This is a genomic window from Dietzia sp. SYD-A1 (genome assembly GCF_015356725.1).
Lineage (GTDB): Bacteria > Actinomycetota > Actinomycetes > Mycobacteriales > Mycobacteriaceae > Dietzia.
Map to the genome: position 1 here is coordinate 1 of NZ_JADDKI010000060.1, position 18,469 is coordinate 18,469.

At 67.8% G+C, this 18,469-nt stretch carries 17 protein-coding genes; 2 read left to right on the forward strand and 15 right to left on the reverse strand.

All coding sequences use genetic code 11. The features are described 5' to 3' along the window. Positions 1–26: 26 nt before the first annotated feature. The 15 genes from IY392_RS03055 to IY392_RS03125 form a co-directional block, all read right to left on the reverse strand. A complete protein-coding gene (locus tag IY392_RS03055) occupies positions 27–1,421 on the reverse strand; it encodes an FAD-dependent oxidoreductase (RefSeq protein ID WP_194860467.1) in 1,395 nt (464 codons plus the stop codon). Between the two features lie 87 nt (positions 1,422–1,508). Further along, the gene (locus IY392_RS03060) at positions 1,509–2,264 is read right to left on the reverse strand and encodes an SDR family NAD(P)-dependent oxidoreductase (RefSeq protein WP_182611953.1); all 756 of its coding nucleotides are present in this window, start codon (positions 2,262–2,264) and stop codon (positions 1,509–1,511) included. Next, complete coding sequence (locus IY392_RS03065) at positions 2,261–3,016, reverse strand: SDR family NAD(P)-dependent oxidoreductase (RefSeq protein ID WP_182611954.1); 756 nt, start codon at positions 3,014–3,016, stop codon at positions 2,261–2,263. The genes IY392_RS03060 and IY392_RS03065 overlap by 4 nt, the downstream gene beginning before the upstream one ends. Before the next feature lie 21 nt (positions 3,017–3,037). Further along, a complete protein-coding gene (locus tag IY392_RS03070; protein ID WP_231750540.1) occupies positions 3,038–4,150 on the reverse strand; it encodes an alkene reductase in 1,113 nt (370 codons plus the stop codon). After that, a complete protein-coding gene (locus IY392_RS03075) occupies positions 4,147–5,628 on the reverse strand; it encodes an aldehyde dehydrogenase family protein (RefSeq protein WP_107756311.1) in 1,482 nt (493 codons plus the stop codon). The genes IY392_RS03070 and IY392_RS03075 overlap by 4 nt, the downstream gene beginning before the upstream one ends. A gap of 82 nt (positions 5,629–5,710) precedes the next feature. Next, positions 5,711–6,823 carry a Zn-dependent alcohol dehydrogenase gene (locus IY392_RS03080; protein WP_194860468.1) on the reverse strand — a complete coding sequence of 371 codons (1,113 nt, stop codon included), beginning with the start codon at positions 6,821–6,823 and terminating at the stop codon, positions 5,711–5,713. 102 nt (positions 6,824–6,925) lie between these two features. After that, the gene (locus IY392_RS03085) at positions 6,926–7,963 is read right to left on the reverse strand and encodes an ABC transporter permease (protein ID WP_107756309.1); all 1,038 of its coding nucleotides are present in this window, start codon (positions 7,961–7,963) and stop codon (positions 6,926–6,928) included. Beyond that, positions 7,960–9,504 carry a sugar ABC transporter ATP-binding protein gene (locus tag IY392_RS03090; protein WP_159077996.1) on the reverse strand — a complete coding sequence of 515 codons (1,545 nt, stop codon included), beginning with the start codon at positions 9,502–9,504 and terminating at the stop codon, positions 7,960–7,962. The genes IY392_RS03085 and IY392_RS03090 overlap by 4 nt, the downstream gene beginning before the upstream one ends. 26 nt (positions 9,505–9,530) lie before the next feature. Then, entirely contained in the window at positions 9,531–10,676 is a 1,146-nt protein-coding gene (locus IY392_RS03095) for a substrate-binding domain-containing protein (protein ID WP_107756307.1), read from the reverse strand. Positions 10,677–10,701: 25 nt separating this feature from the next. Further along, positions 10,702–11,562: an MBL fold metallo-hydrolase gene (locus tag IY392_RS03100; RefSeq protein WP_182611956.1), complete on the reverse strand. Its 861-nt coding sequence runs from the start codon at positions 11,560–11,562 to the stop codon at positions 10,702–10,704. Further along, the gene (locus IY392_RS03105; RefSeq protein ID WP_159077995.1) at positions 11,559–11,945 is read right to left on the reverse strand and encodes a cupin domain-containing protein; all 387 of its coding nucleotides are present in this window, start codon (positions 11,943–11,945) and stop codon (positions 11,559–11,561) included. The genes IY392_RS03100 and IY392_RS03105 overlap by 4 nt, the downstream gene beginning before the upstream one ends. Positions 11,946–12,178: 233 nt before the next feature. Further along, a complete protein-coding gene (locus IY392_RS03110; protein WP_182611957.1) occupies positions 12,179–12,862 on the reverse strand; it encodes an isochorismatase family protein in 684 nt (227 codons plus the stop codon). Beyond that, positions 12,859–14,280: a dihydroorotase family protein gene (locus IY392_RS03115; protein WP_194860469.1), complete on the reverse strand. Its 1,422-nt coding sequence runs from the start codon at positions 14,278–14,280 to the stop codon at positions 12,859–12,861. The genes IY392_RS03110 and IY392_RS03115 overlap by 4 nt, the downstream gene beginning before the upstream one ends. Continuing rightward, on the reverse strand, positions 14,277–15,173 hold the full coding sequence (locus tag IY392_RS03120) for an oxaloacetate decarboxylase (RefSeq protein ID WP_107756302.1): 897 nt from the start codon (positions 15,171–15,173) through the stop codon (positions 14,277–14,279). The genes IY392_RS03115 and IY392_RS03120 overlap by 4 nt, the downstream gene beginning before the upstream one ends. A gap of 34 nt (positions 15,174–15,207) precedes the next feature. Then, complete coding sequence (locus IY392_RS03125) at positions 15,208–15,882, reverse strand: GntR family transcriptional regulator (RefSeq protein ID WP_107756301.1); 675 nt, start codon at positions 15,880–15,882, stop codon at positions 15,208–15,210. A gap of 402 nt (positions 15,883–16,284) precedes the next feature. On the opposite strand from IY392_RS03125, the gene IY392_RS03130 reads away from it, so the two are divergent. Next, positions 16,285–16,755: a MarR family winged helix-turn-helix transcriptional regulator gene (locus tag IY392_RS03130; protein WP_107756300.1), complete on the forward strand. Its 471-nt coding sequence runs from the start codon at positions 16,285–16,287 to the stop codon at positions 16,753–16,755. Next, the coding region (locus tag IY392_RS03135; protein ID WP_194860470.1) for an MDR family MFS transporter at positions 16,752–18,469 on the forward strand (1,718 nt) is incomplete at its 3' end. The genes IY392_RS03130 and IY392_RS03135, both read left to right, overlap by 4 nt.

The window sequence follows — 18,469 nt, forward strand, 5'->3', positions numbered from 1 at the left end:
CCACTCGACCCACCCCTTAGCGCCGCTCATCTGGCGGCCGCCGCGGCGGCACCGGCCAGCTGACCCAGACCGATCGCCGTGAGCAACCCGTTGCCGGACGAGTACCCGCGGCCTCCGCTCTGACCGCTCACGCCGGCCGCGACGCCGCCCACGGCGAGCAGACCCGGGATCGGGGAGCCGTCGGCCCGCAGGACTCGCCCCTCGTCGTCGATCCGGAGCCCGCCCTGGGTGTGGAACAACCCCGGGGTGACCCTCGCCGCGACGTAGGGGGGCTCCAGCGGCGCCATGGCGAACTCGTTTCGTCCGTGTTCGTCAGCGCGTTCTCCCCGGGCGGCCGCCTCGTAGTTCTCGAGTGTCCGGATCACCGCCTCCTCCGGCGCGCCCGTCACCGCGGCGAGCTCGGCGGTCGTCGCACACTCCTTGGCACCGCCCATCTCGACGAGGTCCCGGAACTCGTCCTCGAGCGAGGTCACGTCCCTGATCCGGGTGTCGAACACCGCCCAGATGGGGCCCTGACCGGCCAGGACCTCGGTCGTGAAACCGGAGTATCCGACGATCTCGTCGCCGAGCCGGCTACCGGTCGAGTCGATGAGCACCCCGCCCTTCTCGACCGTGGTCCACGACAGGATATTGCCGTACGGGTAGGCCACAGCGGCGTACCCCTGGTAGGCCGCACGGTTGTCCATCTCGCCGCCGAGCTCGAGTCCCCACTCGATCGCCTCCCCCGTCGATCCCGGTGCACCGAAGTACTCGAGCCCGACGAGTTCGGGGGCCCACTCACCGACGAGGGTGCGATTGGCCGCGAACCCGTTGGCGGCGAGGATGACCGCATGGGAGCGCAGCGTGTACTCCTGCACCCGCTCCCCGGCCACCCGGACGCCGCGCACGACCCCGTCCTCCACGAGCAGACCTGCGACGGGGTTCCCGGTGACCACCTCGACGCCCGCGCGGCCGCACGCGGCCACCAGGTCGTCGACCAGGTCCTGACCGCGACGGGACGGCGGGGCGTGGAGCCGGTTGACCGAGTGGCCGACGTGCTTGTACTCCATGATCAGCTTGAGGTTGATCCCGTGGGTGTCCACGAGCCAGTCCACCAGCCCACCGGACGATCGGGCCAGTCGTCTGGTCAGATGTTCGGCCTCGTGCGGTCCGCTCTGGCGGAGCAGGTCCGTCGTCATCCGCTCGGCGTCGTCCTCCACACCCGCCTCTCTCTGTTGGCGGGTACCGGCGCCCGGCACCGATCCGGTGGACAGCGCGGTGTTACCGCCGGGGACGTCGAGCTTCTCCAACACGACCACGGAGGCGCCGGCGTCCGCGGCCGCGAGGGCGGCGGTCAGACCGCCTCCGCCTGCTCCGACGACCACGACGTCGATATCGACCTCGGTATCGACGTCGGACTGGGGTGAGAACTCGTTGACCATCTGAACGGAACCTGTTGCTTTCTACATCGGTGAGTCAAGTGTTGTCCGGTCGCCACGACCGTCGGCCGTGCTCGTCGTTCCCGCCGGTTATCCGGGCACCCGTGCCATGAGGCCACCGTCGACCAGAATCGGCGTACCGGTCACGAAGGCCGCATCGGGTGAGAAGAGGAAGGAGATCGCCCCGGCGACGTCCTCCGGACTCCCCATCCGGCCCAACGGGGCGGCAGCCGCGGCGCCGTCGGCGGCCCCGGACGGGTCGTCCTGTGAATCGAAGAAGCCCTGGAGGTTGGGGGTCAGGATGAAACCGGGGCACACGGCGTTCACGCGGATGCCGTGGGGCGCCCCGTCGAGGGCCATCGCCTTGGTCAGGGCCAGTACGGCTCCCTTGGAGGCCACGTACGCGGCGTCCTGGGGGAACGCCGCGAACGACGCGGTCGAGGCCACCAGGACGATGCTGCCCCCGCGCGGGACCATCGCAGGCCACAGATACCGGTTCAATGCGTAGATGCTGGTGAGGTTGACGTCCATCTGGCGCTGCCACTCGTCGGGCGTGAGCTGGTCCAATGCCCCGACGATCGTCTGTCCGGCGTTGTGCAGCACGGCGGTGGGCGGTCCGTGCTCCTCGATCAGCGCCGGCAGCGTGGTGCCGACCGCGGCGGGATCGGTCACGTCGAACACCGCGTACCGGGCGTCATCTCCACACTCCGCGGCCGCCTCGGCGAGCCTGGCCTCGTTCCTACCCAGCAGGACGACCCGGTAGCCGTCCGCCGCCAGACGCACCGCGGCTCCCCGGCCGATCCCCGAGCTCGCCCCCGACACGTAGGCGGTGCCTCGATCACTCATTCCGCACCACCCATCGGCAACGCCGGCTCACCGGCGGTCCAGCCGCCGTCGACCGGCATGACGACACCGGTGACGGCGGAGGCCGAGGGGGAGGCCAGAAATGCGATGACCGCGCCGATCTCCTCGGTCTCGAACATCCGCCCCAACGGGACCCGGCGCGACACGGCGGCGTCCAACTCCGGGGTCATCTGTTGCTTGGCCATGGGGGTGAGGGTGAAGCCAGGGCAGATGGCGTTGACCCGGACACCCGCCGGGGCCCAGTCGATCGCCATCGACCGCGTGAGCGCCGCGACGGCGCCCTTGGACGCCGAGTAGGCCGACTGGTCGGGCAGGCTCACCAGAGCCGCCTGGGAAGCGATGTTGACGATCGCCCCACCTGCGGCCGCCAACGCCGGATGCAGCGCCTGGCTGGCATGGACGATGCCCATCACGTTGACGTTGAAGCACCTGAGGAAGTCCTGCGGGTCGACGCGCTCGAACGGCAGGTTCTCGGTGATCACACCGGCGCAGTTGACCAGCGCGTCCACTGCGCCGTGATCGGCGAGCACGGCCTGCGCGGCCGACTGCACGGATTCGGGGTCGGTGAGATCGAGCGGGCCCGCCTCGGGCGTACCCGCCAGGTCCCACCCGACGACGGTGGCACCTTGCGCGCGGAGGACCTCGACCGCGGTGGCACCGATTCCGGAAGCCGCCCCGGTCACCACCACCACCTTGCCGCCGAGTGGAGCCGGAATCGTTCTCTGTTCGGACATGGTCTTCTCCTGCCGAGGTCGTTAGTGCTGCACTGCCGGGTAGTCGATGTACCCTCTGTCGCCACCGGTGTAGAAGGTGGATTCGTCCCACCCCACCCGCTCGATCCCGCGCCTCCACCGGTCGAGTAGATCCGGGTTGGAGATGAACAGCCTGCCGACGCTCACCAGGTCGGCCTGCCCGGCCTCCAGGAGTGGCTCGAGGTCCCCCCGCTCGCTGGGCCCGTGGAATCCGGTGTTCAGCATGTAGGTGGTACTCCACCGTGCGCGGAGCTGCTCGTGCAGCGGCGTCGACCGGCGACGCAACGTGTGTAGGTAGGCGATCCTCAGTTCGTCGATCTGGTCGATCAGAGAGAGGTACGTCTCGTCGTTGCCCTTGTCCGCCATGTCGTTGAACTGGCCTCCGGGCGAGATCCGCAGACCCACCCGGTCGTGGCCGATCCGGTCACAGACCGCCCGCAGCAGCTCCACCACGAACCGTGACCGGGCCTCGGGGCTGCCCCCGTAGGAGTCGGTGCGGTGATTGGTCCCCGGGGAGAGGAACTGGTGGGGCAGGTAACCGTTGGCCCCGTGGATCTCCACTCCGTCCATCCCGGCGCGCACGGCCCGCTCGGAGGCGTCGGCGAAGTCCCGGATGATCCCGTCGATCCCGTCCTGGTCGAGCTCGGTCGGCACGGGCGCCGGGACCATCACGCGGTCGATGGTCTCGACCTCGATCTCCGCGCGGATCGGGCTCGGCGCGACCACCTTCGCACCGGGCGGCATGAAGCTCTCGTGGCTCATCCTCCCCGTGTGCATGAGCTGGCAGAAGATCTTGCCACCGCCGGCGTGCACCGCGTCCGCGACCCTCGCCCACTGCGCTTCCTGCCGGTCGTCGTGGATCCCGGGCGTCCCGGGGTAGCCCTGCCCCGCCGCTGAGGGCTGGGCGGCCTCCGAGACGATGAGGCCCGCTCCGGCACGTTGTCCGTAGTAGGTCACCGCCGAGTCCGGGAGCACTCCGGCCCTGTCGGCTCGGTTCCGCGTCATGGGAGCCATCACGACGCGGTTCGCCAGTTCGATACGACCGAGCTGCCATGGCTGGAACAGCAGCGACGACTCCGTGGACTGCGCGTTCACGATCCCACCGGTCCCGTTCACTCGGCGATGTCCACGCAGACGGTCTTGAGGTCCGTGTAGTCGTGCAGGACCTCGTGGCCCATCTCCCGTCCCCAGCCCGACTCCTTCATGCCGCCGAAGGGCATGCTCGGGTCGAAGATCCCGTAGGTGTTGACCCACACCGTGCCCGCCCGGAGCTTCGCGGCGACACGATGTGCCCGGCCGACGCTGCCCGTCCAGATCCCGGCCGCGAGCCCGTACCGGGTGTCGTTGGCGAGCTCGACGACCTCGTCCTCGGAGCTGAACCGCGACACCACCACCACCGGCCCGAAGATCTCCTCCTTGACGATCCTCGAGTCCTGACCCGCGTCCGCGAGGACGGTGGGTTCGATGAAGTACCCGCGGTCGCCCTTGCGCGAGCCGCCGGTGAGGACGGTGCCCTCGGAGCGGCCGATCTCGAGGTAGGACGAGACGGTGTCGAACTGGGTCCTGCTGGCCACCGGGCCGATCTCACTGGCGGGGTCGAAGCCGTCGCCGACCGTGATCGCCTCGGCCTTGGCGACCAGGCCCTCCACGACCCGGTCGTACACGTCGTCGTGCACGTACAACCGCGCACCGGCGGCGCATGCCTGTCCCGCGTTGTAGAAGATCGCGTTGGCCGAGCCCGCGATGGCCTTGTCCAGGTCCGCGTCCGGGAAGATGATGTTGGCGCTCTTGCCGCCGAGTTCGAGGGTGACCCGCTTGAGATTGCCCCCCGCGGCGTCGAGGATCCTGCGGCCCGTGGCCGTCGAACCCGTGAACGAGACCTTGTCGATGCCGGGGTGCTCGGAGATCGCCTGCCCGGCGGTCGGTCCGAAACCGTTGACCACGTTGAGGACCCCGGGAGGGATGCCGGCCTCGAGGGCGAGGTGGGCCAGGCGCAGCGCCGAGAGAGGGGTGGCCTCGGCGGGCTTGAGCACCACGGTGTTGCCCGCCGCGAGGGCCGGCGCCAGCTTCCAGGCGGTGATGACGAGAGGGAAGTTCCACGGCACGATCAGGCCGACGACGCCGAGGGGTTCGCGCCGCGTGTAGGTGTGGTACTCGCCCGCAGCGGAGATCGGGATCGTCTCGCCCTCGATCTTGGTCGCGAAGCCGGACATGTAGTGGTACAGACCGGCGGCCGTGGGGACGTCGCCGTCCCGGGCCGCGAGGTACGGCTTGCCCTGGTCGAGAGTCTCCACCCGGGCCATCTCCTCGGCGTCGGCCAGGAGCAGGTCGCCGAGTCGCCAGATCGCGGCGGCGCGCTCCTTGGGCTTCATCCTCGACCACGGCCCGTTCTCGAACGCCTCCCGGGCTGCTGTGACGGCCCGGTCGACGTCCTCGGCGCGGCCCTCCGCCACCGAGGCGAACGCCTCGCCGGTGGCGGGGTTGACGGTGTCGAACTCAGCGCCCGCGAGGCCGTCCACCCACTGCCCGCCGATGTGCAGTCGGGTGTGCTCGATCGGCCTACCGGCGTCGGGCTGGTTCTGCGAAGTCGTCATCACATTCCTTACGTAGCTGCGTGTGTGCCACCGGTTCGCGGTGTGCGGGGACGGGTCACCCTGGTGGGGAGTGCGACCGTTCTCAGTGCTCGTGGACGACGACGCCGCGGATGTTGCGGCCGGCGTGCATGTCCTCGACGGCCTGGTTGATGTCGTCCAGCTTGTATCGGTTGGTCACCAACTCGTCGAGCTTGATGCTGCCCGTGCGGTACATGTCCAAGAGCCGCGGGATGTCGCCCAGGGGACGGCAGTTGCCGTACATCACGCCCTTGATGGACTTGGCGAGATTCGTCATGTCCTGGGGGCTCACGCTCAGCGAGCGCTCGTGCGAGCCCACGGACACCAGGACGAGGCTCCCCGCCTTGCCGACGGTGTCGAATCCCTCGCCGATGATGTCGCCGTCCACCCGGCCGACCGTGACGATGGTGACGTCCACGCCCTGTCCATTGGTCAGCTGGGCGATCAGCGGGCGCGCCTCGTCGATGGAGGTGAAGGCCGCGGTGGCACCGAAGCCCGCGGCGAGCTCCATCTTGTTCTCGGCGGGGTCCACCACGATGATGTGATCGGCACCGGCGTGCTTGGCCCCCTGGACCGCGTTGGCGCCGACGCCACCCAGACCCATGACCAGGACGACGTCGCCGGGCCGGACCGGAGCGGCGTTGACGGCGGCACCGTAGCCGGTCGCGACTCCACACGAGACCAGGCACGCGAGGTCGAACGGGATGTCGTCGGGCAGTTTGACCGCCTGTGTCTCGTGGCAGACGAGGTAGTTGGAGAACGACCCCAGCCGGGTCACGCCACCGATCGGGTTCCCGTCGGTGTCGTGGAACCGGGCGGTGCCGTCCATCGCCATCCCGGTCTCCATGCCGGCGCCGTTGTTACAGATGTAGCTCTGACCCCGGACGCAGTACTTGCACACCCCACAGGCGGGGATGAACAGCGTGGCGATGTGGTCGCCCGGCTTGACCCGGGTGACGCGCGAGCCGACCTTCTCGACGATGCCGGCGCCCTCGTGTCCTCCGACCATGGGCAGGTTCACCGGGATGTCGCCGGTGACGAAGTGATCGTCGGAGTGGCACAGGCCACTGGCCATCACCTTGACGAGGATCTCGTCCTCAGCCGGTTCGCTCACCTCGAGGTCCTGGACCTCCCACTGACCGCCGACCTGGTGGATTACTGCGCCGCGTGCCTTCATTTCTCGTTCCCTTTCCGTTGCCGACCGGTGGTCGGTGGTGTCGCGCCGTCCCGAGAACCGGGACGCCGGGCCTGCTGTGGCCCGAGGTGGACGCTGGTATGACTACGCGTTCTGGACCTGTGACCTGCGGATCCGCTCACCGCGGGTGCGGATGACCTTGGACAGGATGACGGCGATGACCAGAGCGCCGCCGTAGAAGAGCTCCTGCACGTACTGCTGGGCGCCGAGGAGCTGCAGTCCGGTGATCCCGGTGACCAGGAAGTACACCGCGATGAACGTGCCCCACGGGTTGAACCGCCCGATCTTGAGAACGGTCGAACCCAGGAAGCACGCCGCGAACACCGGGAGGAGGAACGCGCCCCCCGAGACGGGATCCGCGCTGGCAGTCGTGCCCGCATAGACCACGCCGGCGAGACCGGCGAAGCCCGAGGAGATGATCAGTGCCCGCCAGCGCAGTCCCTTGACGTTGACGCCGTTGAGTCGGGCGACCTCGCTGCCCTGACCGACGAAGAGCAGCCGCTGGCCGAAGGCCGAGTGGTCGAAGATGTACCAGACCAGCAGGCACAGGATCACGGCGTAGTAGAAGCCGATCGGTACCGACAGGAACGGTCGGGTGAGGACCGCGTCGGTGAGCTCGCGGTCGATGCCACTGATGGTGACCGATCCCGAGATGAAGTAGATGAAGCCCTGGACGACGGTCCCCACGCCGAGCGTGACGATGAACGAGTGGATGTCGAACTTGGTGACGATGTATCCGTTGACCACCCCGACGACCAGGCTCGCCAGTATCGCGACGATCACCGCGGCCCAGATGTTCCAGCCCTGTTTGACGTTGAGGACGGCCACCAACACCATCGACATGTTGAGGGTGGTCGCGACCGACAGGTCGAAATCCCCCGCGCGCAACGGAAACACCAGTCCGAGAGCCAGGATCAGCAGGACGACCTGAGACCCGAGCATGTTGGCGACGTTCGCCGTGGTCGGGAACGTCTGAGGGGCCAGGACACTGAACGCGATGATGAGGACGACCCACACCCCCAGGAGCGCGAAACGCTCCGGTTGAGCCGGTCTCTTGACCGCCTGCGACGGCCGTCGGGAAGCGACCGTCGTTCCCGCATGATTCTTCTCCGAGGCGGTCATGCCACTTCCTCCGAATAGACGGCGGACGCGAGGGCGTCCTTGGTGATGTGAGCTCCGCGCAGTTCCGCACGGACCTCGCCTTGGTCGAGGACCACGACTCGATCGGCCATTTCGACGAGCTGTTCGTAGTCCGTTGTGGCGCACAGCACCGCCATGCCCTTCTGGGTGGCCTCGCGGACGAGTTTGAAGATCTCGCGGCGGGCCCCCACGTCGACGCCCTGCGTCGGCTCGTTGAGCAGCATGACCGTCGGCTGCGTGTCCATCCACTTCCCGATCAACACCTTCTGCTGATTACCGCCGCTGAGGTGCCCGAACATCGCTGAAGAGTCCTGGGGTTTGACCTGGAGACGGGCGAGCATCTCGTCGGCCTGCCGCCGCAATCCGCCCCAGTCGATCAGCGCACCGCGGGCCCGCCGGCCGAGGAAGGGCAGAGCCGTGTTCTCAAGAACGCTGAGCTCCAGGGAGCCGCCCTGTTCCTTCCGGTTCGCGGGGATGAGGACTACCCCCGCCTCCATTGACCGAGCCGGGGTGGGTTCGTGCACCTGAGCGCCACGGTGCTCGACGGATCCCGACTTGGCGCTACTCGCGCCGAACAGCAGGTCGGGAAGCTCCTCGGTTCCGGATCCGGCGAGTCCGGTCACACCCACGACCTCACCCGCATAGACCTCGAGGTCGAGGTTGTTGACCCGCTCCCCCGTGAGTGCGCGGGCCGCCAGCACCGGCGGCGCACCGGAATCGACCACCGCGTCGTGTTTGGTCACGTGCTCCGCCTTCGACCCGAGGATCAGGCTCACCAGATCGTCCCGAGTGGCGCCCTCCGTCTCGCGGGTGCCGGCCAGTCGACCGTTCCGGAAGACGGTCACCCGGTCGGTGACCTGCAGGATCTCGTCGAGGTCGTGGGACACGAGCAACACCGCGTCGCCGCGATCGCGCAGGCGATCCAGTACGGCGAAGAGGACGTCCACCTCGTGCCGCGGCAGGAAGACGGTGGGCTCGTCGAGGACCAGTATCTGGGGACGTCCCGGCTCCGACTTGAGCTCCTGCCCACCCACGGCGCGGACGACAGCCAACATGGCGCGCTGGACGGGGGTGAGCATGTCGATCGTGGCATCCGGGTGGATGTCGATGCCGAACCGGTCGAGCAGTCCGGAGACACGCTCGCGTTCCTGCCCCCACGGCACCCGCCTGAGGCCCACCGACGACCCACCCGAATCCAGGGCCATGTGCTCGAGCACGGTTCCGGAGGGGGCCAGTCCGAGATCCTGGTGGACGAATCCCAGTCCGTGATCACGGAGGCCGCGGGCACCGAACGGGGTCGACACCCGCGTGCCGTGCACCGTGACCTCGCCCCCGTCGGCGTCATGGACCCCGGCGAGAACCTTGATCAGGGTCGACTTGCCGCTGCCGTTCGCGCCGAGCAGACCGTGCACTTCCCCGGGATACATCGCCAGGTCGACCCCGCTCAACGCTGAGACTCCGTTGAAGGACTTGGTGAGCCCGCGGATCTCCAGAAGCGGGACGGATCCTGCGGCCGCGCCCACTGAGGGAGGATGCTGGACGACCATGATCAGATCAGTCCCCACAGCTCGCGGTAGGCGTCCCGGTACTCGTCACCGAAGCCCTCGCCACTGCGCGGCGGGTTGCCGGTCTCCTCGACGTTCGTCTCATCGATGACGCGGACCGGTCCGGAGACGCCCTCGATGGGCTCCTCTCCGAGCATCGCCCGGAAGGCGGTGTCCATGTTGACGTAGGCGACCCAGTCCGGATTCTCTGCGACGTTCATCGCGACGGTGCCGTCGGCCACCATCTGGAGGATGGACGGCGTGCCGTTGAACGTGAAGATGGGCACATCCCGTCCGGCCGCGGCCTGCTGGATGCCGGGAGACGCGTAGGTCGCCATGTTGTCGTAGATGGGGAGCACCGTGTTGATCGTCGGATCGCGGAGCAGGTTGGACTGGACCTCGTCCTGGATCCGTGTCGACCACTGCGGGACGGACACGTTCATGACGCTGGCCTTGGAGCCCTCCGGACCGAACTCCTCGAGCGTCTCCTCCATCGTCTCGACCATGCCCGCCGATGGGCCGGTCTCCGAGGACTGGATGATGAGCGCGTTGACCGGGGCGCCTTCGTGATAGGCGATCGCGTCGAGTGCCATCAGACGCGCGGCGAGGTTGAAGGGGGCGAACGCCTCGTACTCGAGTCCCTCAGACGTCCCGCTGTCCATGTCGTTGATGTGCAGGGGCACCACCGGGATCCCGGCGTCCCGCGCAGCGTCGATCTGCGGGCCGAGCGTCTCCGGCAGGGGCCCGTTGAGCAGGATCGCGCCGGCCCGCGCATTGATCGCCTGCTGGATGCCCTGCTGGTAGGACGTCTGGGTGCCATCAGCGGGGAATGTCACGTAGTTGATGCCGGCGTCTTCGGCCACGGCGGCCATGGCTGCCTCGCCGTCGGCGTAGAACTCCGCGCCGCTGTCGATCGGGATGCTGTAGATGGTCTCGCCCTCGAGCTCACTGATGTCGATCGGGGCGCCGAGATCGTCGGGGCTCGGAACACCCCGGTACTCATCGACCATGGCCGCGGCTTCCTCGGCCAGCGCGGCGCCGTCGGCGGTGGCGGCCGACGATCCACCGTCCGACCCGGACTCTGCTCCGCATCCCGCCAGGACAAGGGCGGTGGCGGCGGCCAGTGCCGCCACGGATTTGCTGATCTTCATGCTTGCTCCATCATTCGGGGGGTTGTTACCGGGCGAACTCGGGCCGCTCGGAAAGGTCGTGGTAGATACGTGCGATCGAGTTGCGCTGAAACATCTCGATGAGTGAATCCGGATAACCGGTGTAGTCCTCGTTCCCGACGTGGATCAGATCCGCGAACCGGATCTCGTCGCAGGCCTGCTCGAGGGTCCGCCCGGCGTCGATCGCGGCGGCGACCTCCCCCGCCACGTCCCGTCCCCACTGCCGGTACCGCTCGACCGCGCTGCGGTCGGTGACCTCACCGTGTCCGGGGACGAGGACGTCGAAGTCGTAGGACTCGACGGCGTCGATCGCGTCGAACCAGTCCCACAGGCGGCAGTCCTGGAACGACGGGAGGCTCGACTCGCACACGATGTCGCCGGTGAAGATCACGCCGTCCTGGGGGAGGTAGGCGAGCAGGCTGTTCGCCGTGTGTCCGGGTTGGAAGCGGAGTTCGAGATGGACGTCGCCCAGGTGCAGATCGAGACGATCCTGGAACACCACCTCGGGGACGCGCACGGAATAGGACGGGAGCAGATCCACCGCGTCCGGGTCGATCACCTCGAACAGGTCCCGTAGGTACTCCTCGGTGGGTGCATCCCGCAGGAGCCGATCGCGGGTCCCACGGTGGGAGACGACCTCTCCACCCATCCAGAAGTTCCCGATGGTGTGATCGGGGTGATGGTCCGTGTTGACCACGAAGCGGGTGGTCCCGAAGCCCTCGACGACCCGTCGCCATGCCTGCGCGTCGGTCGGTTTGTGCGGGGTGTCGACCAGCGCGACCCCGTCCGTGCCCACGATGATCGAGTTGTTGGATCCCAAGTACGCGGTCTCCACGTGGACGTGCGGACTGACCTGCGTGACGCTCATGCGCCCGTCCCCTCGTCCGGATCGGGCATGGACGAGGACCCGACGAAACCGACCAGGTTCTCGATGCGGGTGGGGGCGAAGATCTCGATGAACTCCGCCTCACCCTCGATGCTGCGGCCACCGTGGGGAACGTTGCGGGGAAGAATGGCGATCTCGCCCGGCTCGAGGGTGAACTCGTCGTCCTCGACGGTGAAGATGACCCTCCCCTTGGTGACGATCACCGTCTGTTCGCAATCCGGGTGGGAGTGGGTGGGGACGACCGTCGGGTGGATCCAGCGGATCCGGTTGACGCCGGTCTCCTTACCGGTCATCGCGGTACGGAAATTGTTGGTCAGCACTTCCCTCTCGGGAAGGTCGTCCCATCGTGCTCGAAACGAGCTCATCGGACCTCTCCTGTTCCATTGAGGCACCCGTGCGGGCTGCCACTGCGGACCGCCCTTTGTGACGGAACCCACATTATTCTGTCGTCTGCTAACTGTCAACAGTTTTCTGGCCATTCTCGGTGTCCATCGTGTTACACCGTCGCGGGCCCGGTAACGGCGCCGAAACACCATCGACCTGCGGCGATTCGACTCACTGCCGGAGCCCGGTCACCGTCACCTCACGCGCCCAGCGGTCAGTGGCGAGCAGGAACCCCGTCCAGCGCGCTCAGAAGAGCGTCGGTGGTAGATACGTCAGCGTATTTCTGGGCCATGTCGAACAGATTGACCTCGTGAACCGTCGGACTCCGGTCGTACACCGCATCCGAGGGCACCGCGACCTTGTAGTTGTACGAGAAGGCGTCGACGACGCTGGCCCGGACACATCCCGAGGTCGTGCATCCGGTCACGACGAGCGAATCGACATCCGCCTGGACCAGATAGCTGGCCAACGGCGTGCCGAAGAACGCGCTCGGATGGCGCTTCGGCAGCAGGACGTCGCCGTCCCGCGGCGCGACCTCGGCCACGAACTCGTACCCCTTCGCGGGGATGGACATGATCCCGGGGACCTTCGCCCCGAGGGCGCCCTGGTCGTACTCCTTCTTGGGAGCAACGTGCGGGTAGAGGACCGGCCACCCCTTCGAGCGGAACACCGCCAGGAGCCGTTCGATGTGATTGACCGCCTGCCAGCCGACCTCGCCGCAGCTCGTGGGGAACTCCTCGAGTGCGTCGTCGAAGGGCATCGGGGTGGTTCCGACGGTGCGGTACTGCACATCGATGATGAGCAGACCGGGACGACGGCCCAGGCCGACCGGCCGGCCGAAGCCCGCGGCCTCGTACCGTCGGCGGGTGAGGTCATCGATCGTCGAGGGCTCGTTCATCGCTCCTCCTTCGGGAGACTGGTCAGCTCGGCGAGTGCCGTCGCGCCGCTGTGGGGACGGGGAATGTACTCGCCGGTGGTGGTCGCGGACAGTTCACCGTCGCGCATCGCGAAGTGCCCACGGACCAGGGTGTGCACGACCCGCATCGGTACCCGCGTCCCCTCCCAGGGCGTGTACTCGGCGGCGGAGTGCTGGGTCGCCGCCTCGATCACGGTCTCTCCCGACAGGTCGACCACCGCGAGATCGGCATCCGATCCGACCTGGATCGTGCCCTTTTTCGGGTACATGCCGAACAGTTGGGCGGACCTGGTGGACGTGGCGTTCACGAGCCGGTCGAGCGGGACCCCTCGGCGAAGCCCCTCCGTCAGGGTCAGGGGCAGGACGCCGCCCACCCCGGGGAAGCCCGCACTGGCCTTCCAGATGTCCTTCTCCTTGTGCGTGCGGTGCCGGGCGTTGTGGTCGGAGCCCACGGTGTCGACGTCGCCGTTCGCCAGTCCGGTCCACAACGCCTCGAGGTCCCTCGGTTCACGGAGCGGAGGGTTGACCTTGCCGTAGGTTCCCGGCCCGGGATCGGTCTCGGTGGTCAGCGTCAGGTACTGCGTGCACGTCTCGACGAAGAGGTTCTCGTAGGACTCCCGCTGACGCAGGACCGCGTCGAGAGCCAGCGCGCTGCTGGTGTGGACCGAGTACATGGAGGCGCCGGTGACCTGCGCCATGAACGAGACCCTCTGCACCGCTTCCGCCTCGACGAACGACGGTCTCGACATGTTCCAGGCGTGCAACGGGCCGCGGGACTCGTCGATCGGACGGCCCTTGAGCTTCCAGACCAGTTCGATGTTCTCCGGGTGGGGGTTGATCATGGCTCCACGATCGGCAGCCATACCGAGCACGTCGTACATGTAACCGTCGTCGTTGCCGGGGAGCCCGAGGTACGCGCCTTCCTCACCGCGGAAGTTCATGAAGAACTTGAAACTCGAGACACCGAACTCGTCGATGTAGTGAGGCATCTCCTCGTAGTGCGCCTCGGAACCGACGACGATGTGGAACCCGAAATCCACGTGGGAGTCACGTGACATCACGTCGCGGGACCCAGGGAGCACATCCGAATAGGACTCGCCGCTCATCAGGTAGACCAGCATCGTGGTGACGCCGCCGGCCACGGCCGACGCGGACTCCAGGAGGGCGTCATCGGGATCGCGGGGGACCCTGATGTCCTTTCCCAGGCGCACGTGCGGGTCGATCGCCCCCGGGAGGACGAGCTTTCCGTGAAGGTCCACCACCTCGGCGGCCTCGACCTCGACATCCGGGGTCACCACCCCCGCGATCGTCCCGTCCTTGACGAGTAGGTCCACCCGGCGGACTCCCTCCCCGTTGAGGAAGACGTCGCCGCCGTGCAGACGAAGGTCATACGTGGTCATACGACTGCTCCATTCTCCGTGTTCTGCGCCACCGCGTACTTCGTGTCGAGCTCGTCGAACTCCGGTTTGCGCACCAGGGCCTGACGGTCCGTCCAGCTGATCATCAGCTCGCCGGCATCCCGGGTGTCCCCGATCTCCGCGAGGTGGTTCATCACCTGACGCATCCCGGCCACCGCGCCCCGCATCGCTGCGTTCGCGTAGAGGGCCACCGCGAAGCCGAGTTCCCCGAGTTCGTCCCGGGGAAGCAGCGGGGTCAGGCCACCCTCGACCATGTTGGCCATGTGGATCCCCGGCACGGATGTCGTGATCCTGCGCATCTGGTCCACGTCTCGGGGGGCTTCGACGAAGAGCACGTCCGCCCCGGCCTCCAGGTACCGGCCGGCGCGGTCGATAGCCTCATCGATCCCCTCGATCGCCAGTGCATCAGTCCGGGCGATGATGACGAAGTCGTCGTCTCTCCGGGCGTCGACGGCGGCCTTGATCTTTCCGACCATCTCGTCCGCCGAGATGACCTCTTTCCCGGTGAAGTGGCCGCACTTCTTGGGGCTGACCTGGTCCTCCAGTTGGAGGGCGGCCGCCCCGGCCCCTTCTATCAGCCGGACCGTGCGCTGCACGTTCAGCGCGTTGCCGAATCCCGTGTCACCGTCGACGACAACGGGGATCTGCACCGCGTCGGCGATCGCGTTGACGTGACCCACCAACTCGCTCAGGGTGATGAGTCCGAGGTCGGGGGCCCCGAGGTAGGAGTTCGTCACACCCGCACCGGTCACGTACACGGCTTCGAATCCCGTCTCCTCCACCACCCGGGCGGTGAGGGCGTTGGGAGCACCCGGCACCATCAACGGCGGCCCCCCCGACGAGAGGAGACCTCGCAGCTTCTTGGTTGTCGTCATGGGTTGTTGCACCTTTCCTGGCCCATCTGAGCCGCTATTCGGATGTGATCCCCAGCGCGTCCACGGCGCTCTTCCGCGCCTTGTCGAGGTGCAGTCGCAGGATCTCTGCCGCACGGTCCTCATCGCGCTCGACGATCGCCGCGACGAGTCGCTCGTGCTCGGCGAGCGCCTCACGGGCTCGATCGGGCTTCTTGGCCGATGTCTGCCTCGCGAGGGAGATCTGACGCTGGACCTCGACCGTCGCGGCGGCCAGTGCGTCGTTGCCGCTCATCCACGTCAACCGGGTGTGGAGGTCCCGGTCGGCGGGATACGGGCGTTCGGGATCCTGGGACAGCTCCTCCCCCGCCTCTCCGACCAGCTGCTCGAGCTCCCGCAGCTCCTCGTCCGTCGCCCTCCGGCAGACGAGACGGACACTGTGTGTCTCCAGCGCGGTACGGAGCTCGTACAGATCATCGACCTCACCGGGCTCGAACGTCTTCACGAAAGCGCCGCGGTGGCTCACGATCGTCAACAGGCCCTCGCCCACCAGTCGCTGAATGGCCTCGCGCAGGGGCCCCCGGCTGATCCCGAGCACCTCGGCGATGGACACCTCGTTCAACCGCTCCCCGGGAGGGAGCGTGCCGTCGAGGATCATCTCCCGAACCCGCTCCTCGGTCCGACGGGCGAACGTCCCGTCCCTGGTCAAAGGGGCACTCGTGGACTTCTTCATCCCTACTCCTCTATTCGACTCGATCACTCTCACCGCGGAGGCACCGGCCAACTCACCCGGGCGGTCCCCAGCAGGATGTACTCGGCCCCCTGGGGCACCGCCGTTCAGGGCACACCTATTGTGATGCACATCTCTGTCAACTGTCAACAGTTAGCGGCGCATTGGCCACTCTCATGAACCGCGGGAGTCCACGCCCGCCTCCCGCGATCCACACCCGCCGCGGCGTGCGCGTTGCGCAGGGTGGCCCTCGACGATGTTAACGCCGATGCGGCGCCGTGCCCCACCGGCAGGCAGCTCGAGACGATTCCCGCGCGCCTCGGTTGAGCGCCGAGTTGCCGGCCGGCGGAGAACGGCGTTATGGTTGCTTGCTGCAAGCAACTTAGTTGACCGCGGGAGGTCGGAATGGCGATAGACGCCGAGCAGGGCGGCAAGCTCGTGGTGGACCTGTCCCGCGTGGTCAAGATGCTCCGCGCACTCAACGCGTCGGCACCGCGACTCCACGACTCCCTCGAACCGTCGACCCATCCCCTGCTGTTCGCGATCCACGACGAACCCGACAGAGTCACCGCCCTCGCCGAGCGCGTGCACACCGACATCTCCGTGGTGAGTCGTCAGGTCCGCCACCTCGAGGCCCTCGGCCTGGTCGCCAAGGTCCCCGACCCGGATGACGGGCGCGCGAGCGTCGTGACCCTCTCGGCCGAGGGGCGCGAGCTGGTCACCCGGGTCCTCGACGGACGCGGGCAGTGGATGGCCGATGTCCTGGCCGACTGGACCCCCGAGCAAGCGGCCTCGCTCGACCGGGGGTTGTCGCGCCTCGCCGACTCTCTGCGCTCCGAACTCGACGCCCTCACGTCCGCCAAGGAGAACCGATGACCACCCCTGAGACACGATCCGCCAGCGCTGCCGCGGGCCCGGGCGAGGACGGCGAGTTCTCCCACCGGCAGATCCTCGTCATCCTCGCCGGGTTGATGTCCGCGATGTTCCTCGCCAGCCTCGATCAGACGATCGTCTCGACCGCCATCAGGACCATTGCCGATGATCTCCAGGGGTTGGACGCCCAGGCGTGGGTGACCACCGCCTACCTCATGACGTCCACGATCTCGACGCCGCTCTACGGCAAGCTCTCGGACATCTACGGGCGCAAGCCCTTCTTCGTCATCGGCATCATGATCTTCGTGTTCGGCTCGCTGCTGTGCACACTCGCCGACTCGATGTACACCCTCGCACTGTTCCGCGGCATCCAGGGACTGGGCGCGGGCGCCCTCATGTCGCTCTCGCTGGCGATCATCGGCGACATCATCCCGCCCCGCGAACGCGCGAAGTACCAGGGTTACCTGCTCGCCGTATTCGCCTCGTCCTCGGTCATCGGTCCGGTCGTCGGCGGCTTCTTCGCCGGCGCCGAGACCCTCTTCGGAATCAGCGGCTGGCGATGGATCTTCCTCATCAACGTCCCCATCGGCGCCATCGCACTGACCCTGGTGTTGATCACCCTCAACGTCAAGAACGCCCGCGTGGACCACCGGGTGGACTGGGCGGGCGCCGCCACAATCGTCGTCGGACTGGTACCGCTGCTGCTGGTGGCCGAGCAGGGGAACACCTGGGGCTGGGGCGCGCCTGCCGCCCTCGCCTGCTACGTCGTGGGCCTGGCCGGGATCGGCCTGTTCCTCATCGTCGAGGCGCGCGCGGGCGACGAGGCACTCATCCCACTGCGGTTGTTCCGGGACCGCACCTTCGCGATCGTCACCGCCGGCGGGGTGATCGTGGGAATGGCCATGTTCGGCGGGCTGATGACCCTCCCGCTCTACATGCAGATCGTCCACGGAGCCGACCCCATGGAGTCCGGACTCATGATGCTGCCACTGGTGGCCGGGCTGATGGGCGCCTCGATCGTCTCCGGTCAGCTCATCTCGAAGACCGGGCGGGTCCGCGAGTTCCCGATCTTCGGCACCGCCGTCGCGGCCGTCGGCCTGTTCCTGCTGTTCACCATCGACGCCGACACCTCTCTCACCCTGGTGATGGCCTACATGCTGGTCCTCGGCGTCGGCCTGGGCAACTGCATGCAGCCGCTCACACTGATCGTGCAGAACGCGGTGAGCCCCCGCGAGATCGGTGTGGCCACCGCGTCCGCGACGTTCTTCCGGCAACTCGGCGGGACCGCCGGGGTGGCCGTGTTCCTGTCGATCCTGTTCAGCCGGGTCGGAGGCTCCATCACCAGCGAGCTGCAGAAGGCGGGGGCGGACGGCAGCCTCGCGCGCGGGGTGCAAGAGGGCCTGGCGGACCCGGCACTGCGCGACGATCCCGAGGCTCTCGGGATCGTGCAGGCCCTCGCGGACCCGGCATCCGGCGCGGGCGCGGGTGCGCTTGAGACGGTCACCAAGGACTCGTCCGTCATCAACCGCCTGCCCGAACTGGTGGCCCACCCCTTCGAGCAGGGCTACGCGCTCAGCATGTCGGAGATCTATCTGGTCGCCGGCATCCTCGCCGTCGTCGCCTCGGTGATCCTGGTCTTCCTGCCACCGATCGTCCTCCGGACCGGCTCGGCGCAGGCCGAGGCAGCCCGCGAGGCCGCCGCGGCGGCCTCGCGGGC

What these genes read in the sequence shown, in the direction of transcription:
- IY392_RS03055 (WP_194860467.1), bottom strand. Translation starts at nt 1,421, where the DNA reads ATGGTCAACGAGTTCTCACCCCAGTCCGACGTCGATACCGAGGTCGAT.
- IY392_RS03060 (WP_182611953.1), bottom strand. Translation starts at nt 2,264, where the DNA reads ATGAGTGATCGAGGCACCGCCTACGTGTCGGGGGCGAGCTCGGGGATC.
- IY392_RS03065 (WP_182611954.1), bottom strand. Translation starts at nt 3,016, where the DNA reads ATGTCCGAACAGAGAACGATTCCGGCTCCACTCGGCGGCAAGGTGGTG.
- IY392_RS03075 (WP_107756311.1), bottom strand. Translation starts at nt 5,628, where the DNA reads ATGACGACTTCGCAGAACCAGCCCGACGCCGGTAGGCCGATCGAGCAC.
- IY392_RS03080 (WP_194860468.1), bottom strand. Translation starts at nt 6,823, where the DNA reads ATGAAGGCACGCGGCGCAGTAATCCACCAGGTCGGCGGTCAGTGGGAG.
- IY392_RS03085 (WP_107756309.1), bottom strand. Translation starts at nt 7,963, where the DNA reads ATGACCGCCTCGGAGAAGAATCATGCGGGAACGACGGTCGCTTCCCGA.
- IY392_RS03095 (WP_107756307.1), bottom strand. Translation starts at nt 10,676, where the DNA reads ATGAAGATCAGCAAATCCGTGGCGGCACTGGCCGCCGCCACCGCCCTT.
- IY392_RS03100 (WP_182611956.1), bottom strand. Translation starts at nt 11,562, where the DNA reads ATGAGCGTCACGCAGGTCAGTCCGCACGTCCACGTGGAGACCGCGTAC.
- IY392_RS03105 (WP_159077995.1), bottom strand. Translation starts at nt 11,945, where the DNA reads ATGAGCTCGTTTCGAGCACGATGGGACGACCTTCCCGAGAGGGAAGTG.
- IY392_RS03110 (WP_182611957.1), bottom strand. Translation starts at nt 12,862, where the DNA reads ATGAACGAGCCCTCGACGATCGATGACCTCACCCGCCGACGGTACGAG.
- IY392_RS03115 (WP_194860469.1), bottom strand. Translation starts at nt 14,280, where the DNA reads ATGACCACGTATGACCTTCGTCTGCACGGCGGCGACGTCTTCCTCAAC.
- IY392_RS03120 (WP_107756302.1), bottom strand. Translation starts at nt 15,173, where the DNA reads ATGACGACAACCAAGAAGCTGCGAGGTCTCCTCTCGTCGGGGGGGCCG.
- IY392_RS03125 (WP_107756301.1), bottom strand. Translation starts at nt 15,882, where the DNA reads ATGAAGAAGTCCACGAGTGCCCCTTTGACCAGGGACGGGACGTTCGCC.
- IY392_RS03130 (WP_107756300.1), top strand. Translation starts at nt 16,285, where the DNA reads ATGGCGATAGACGCCGAGCAGGGCGGCAAGCTCGTGGTGGACCTGTCC.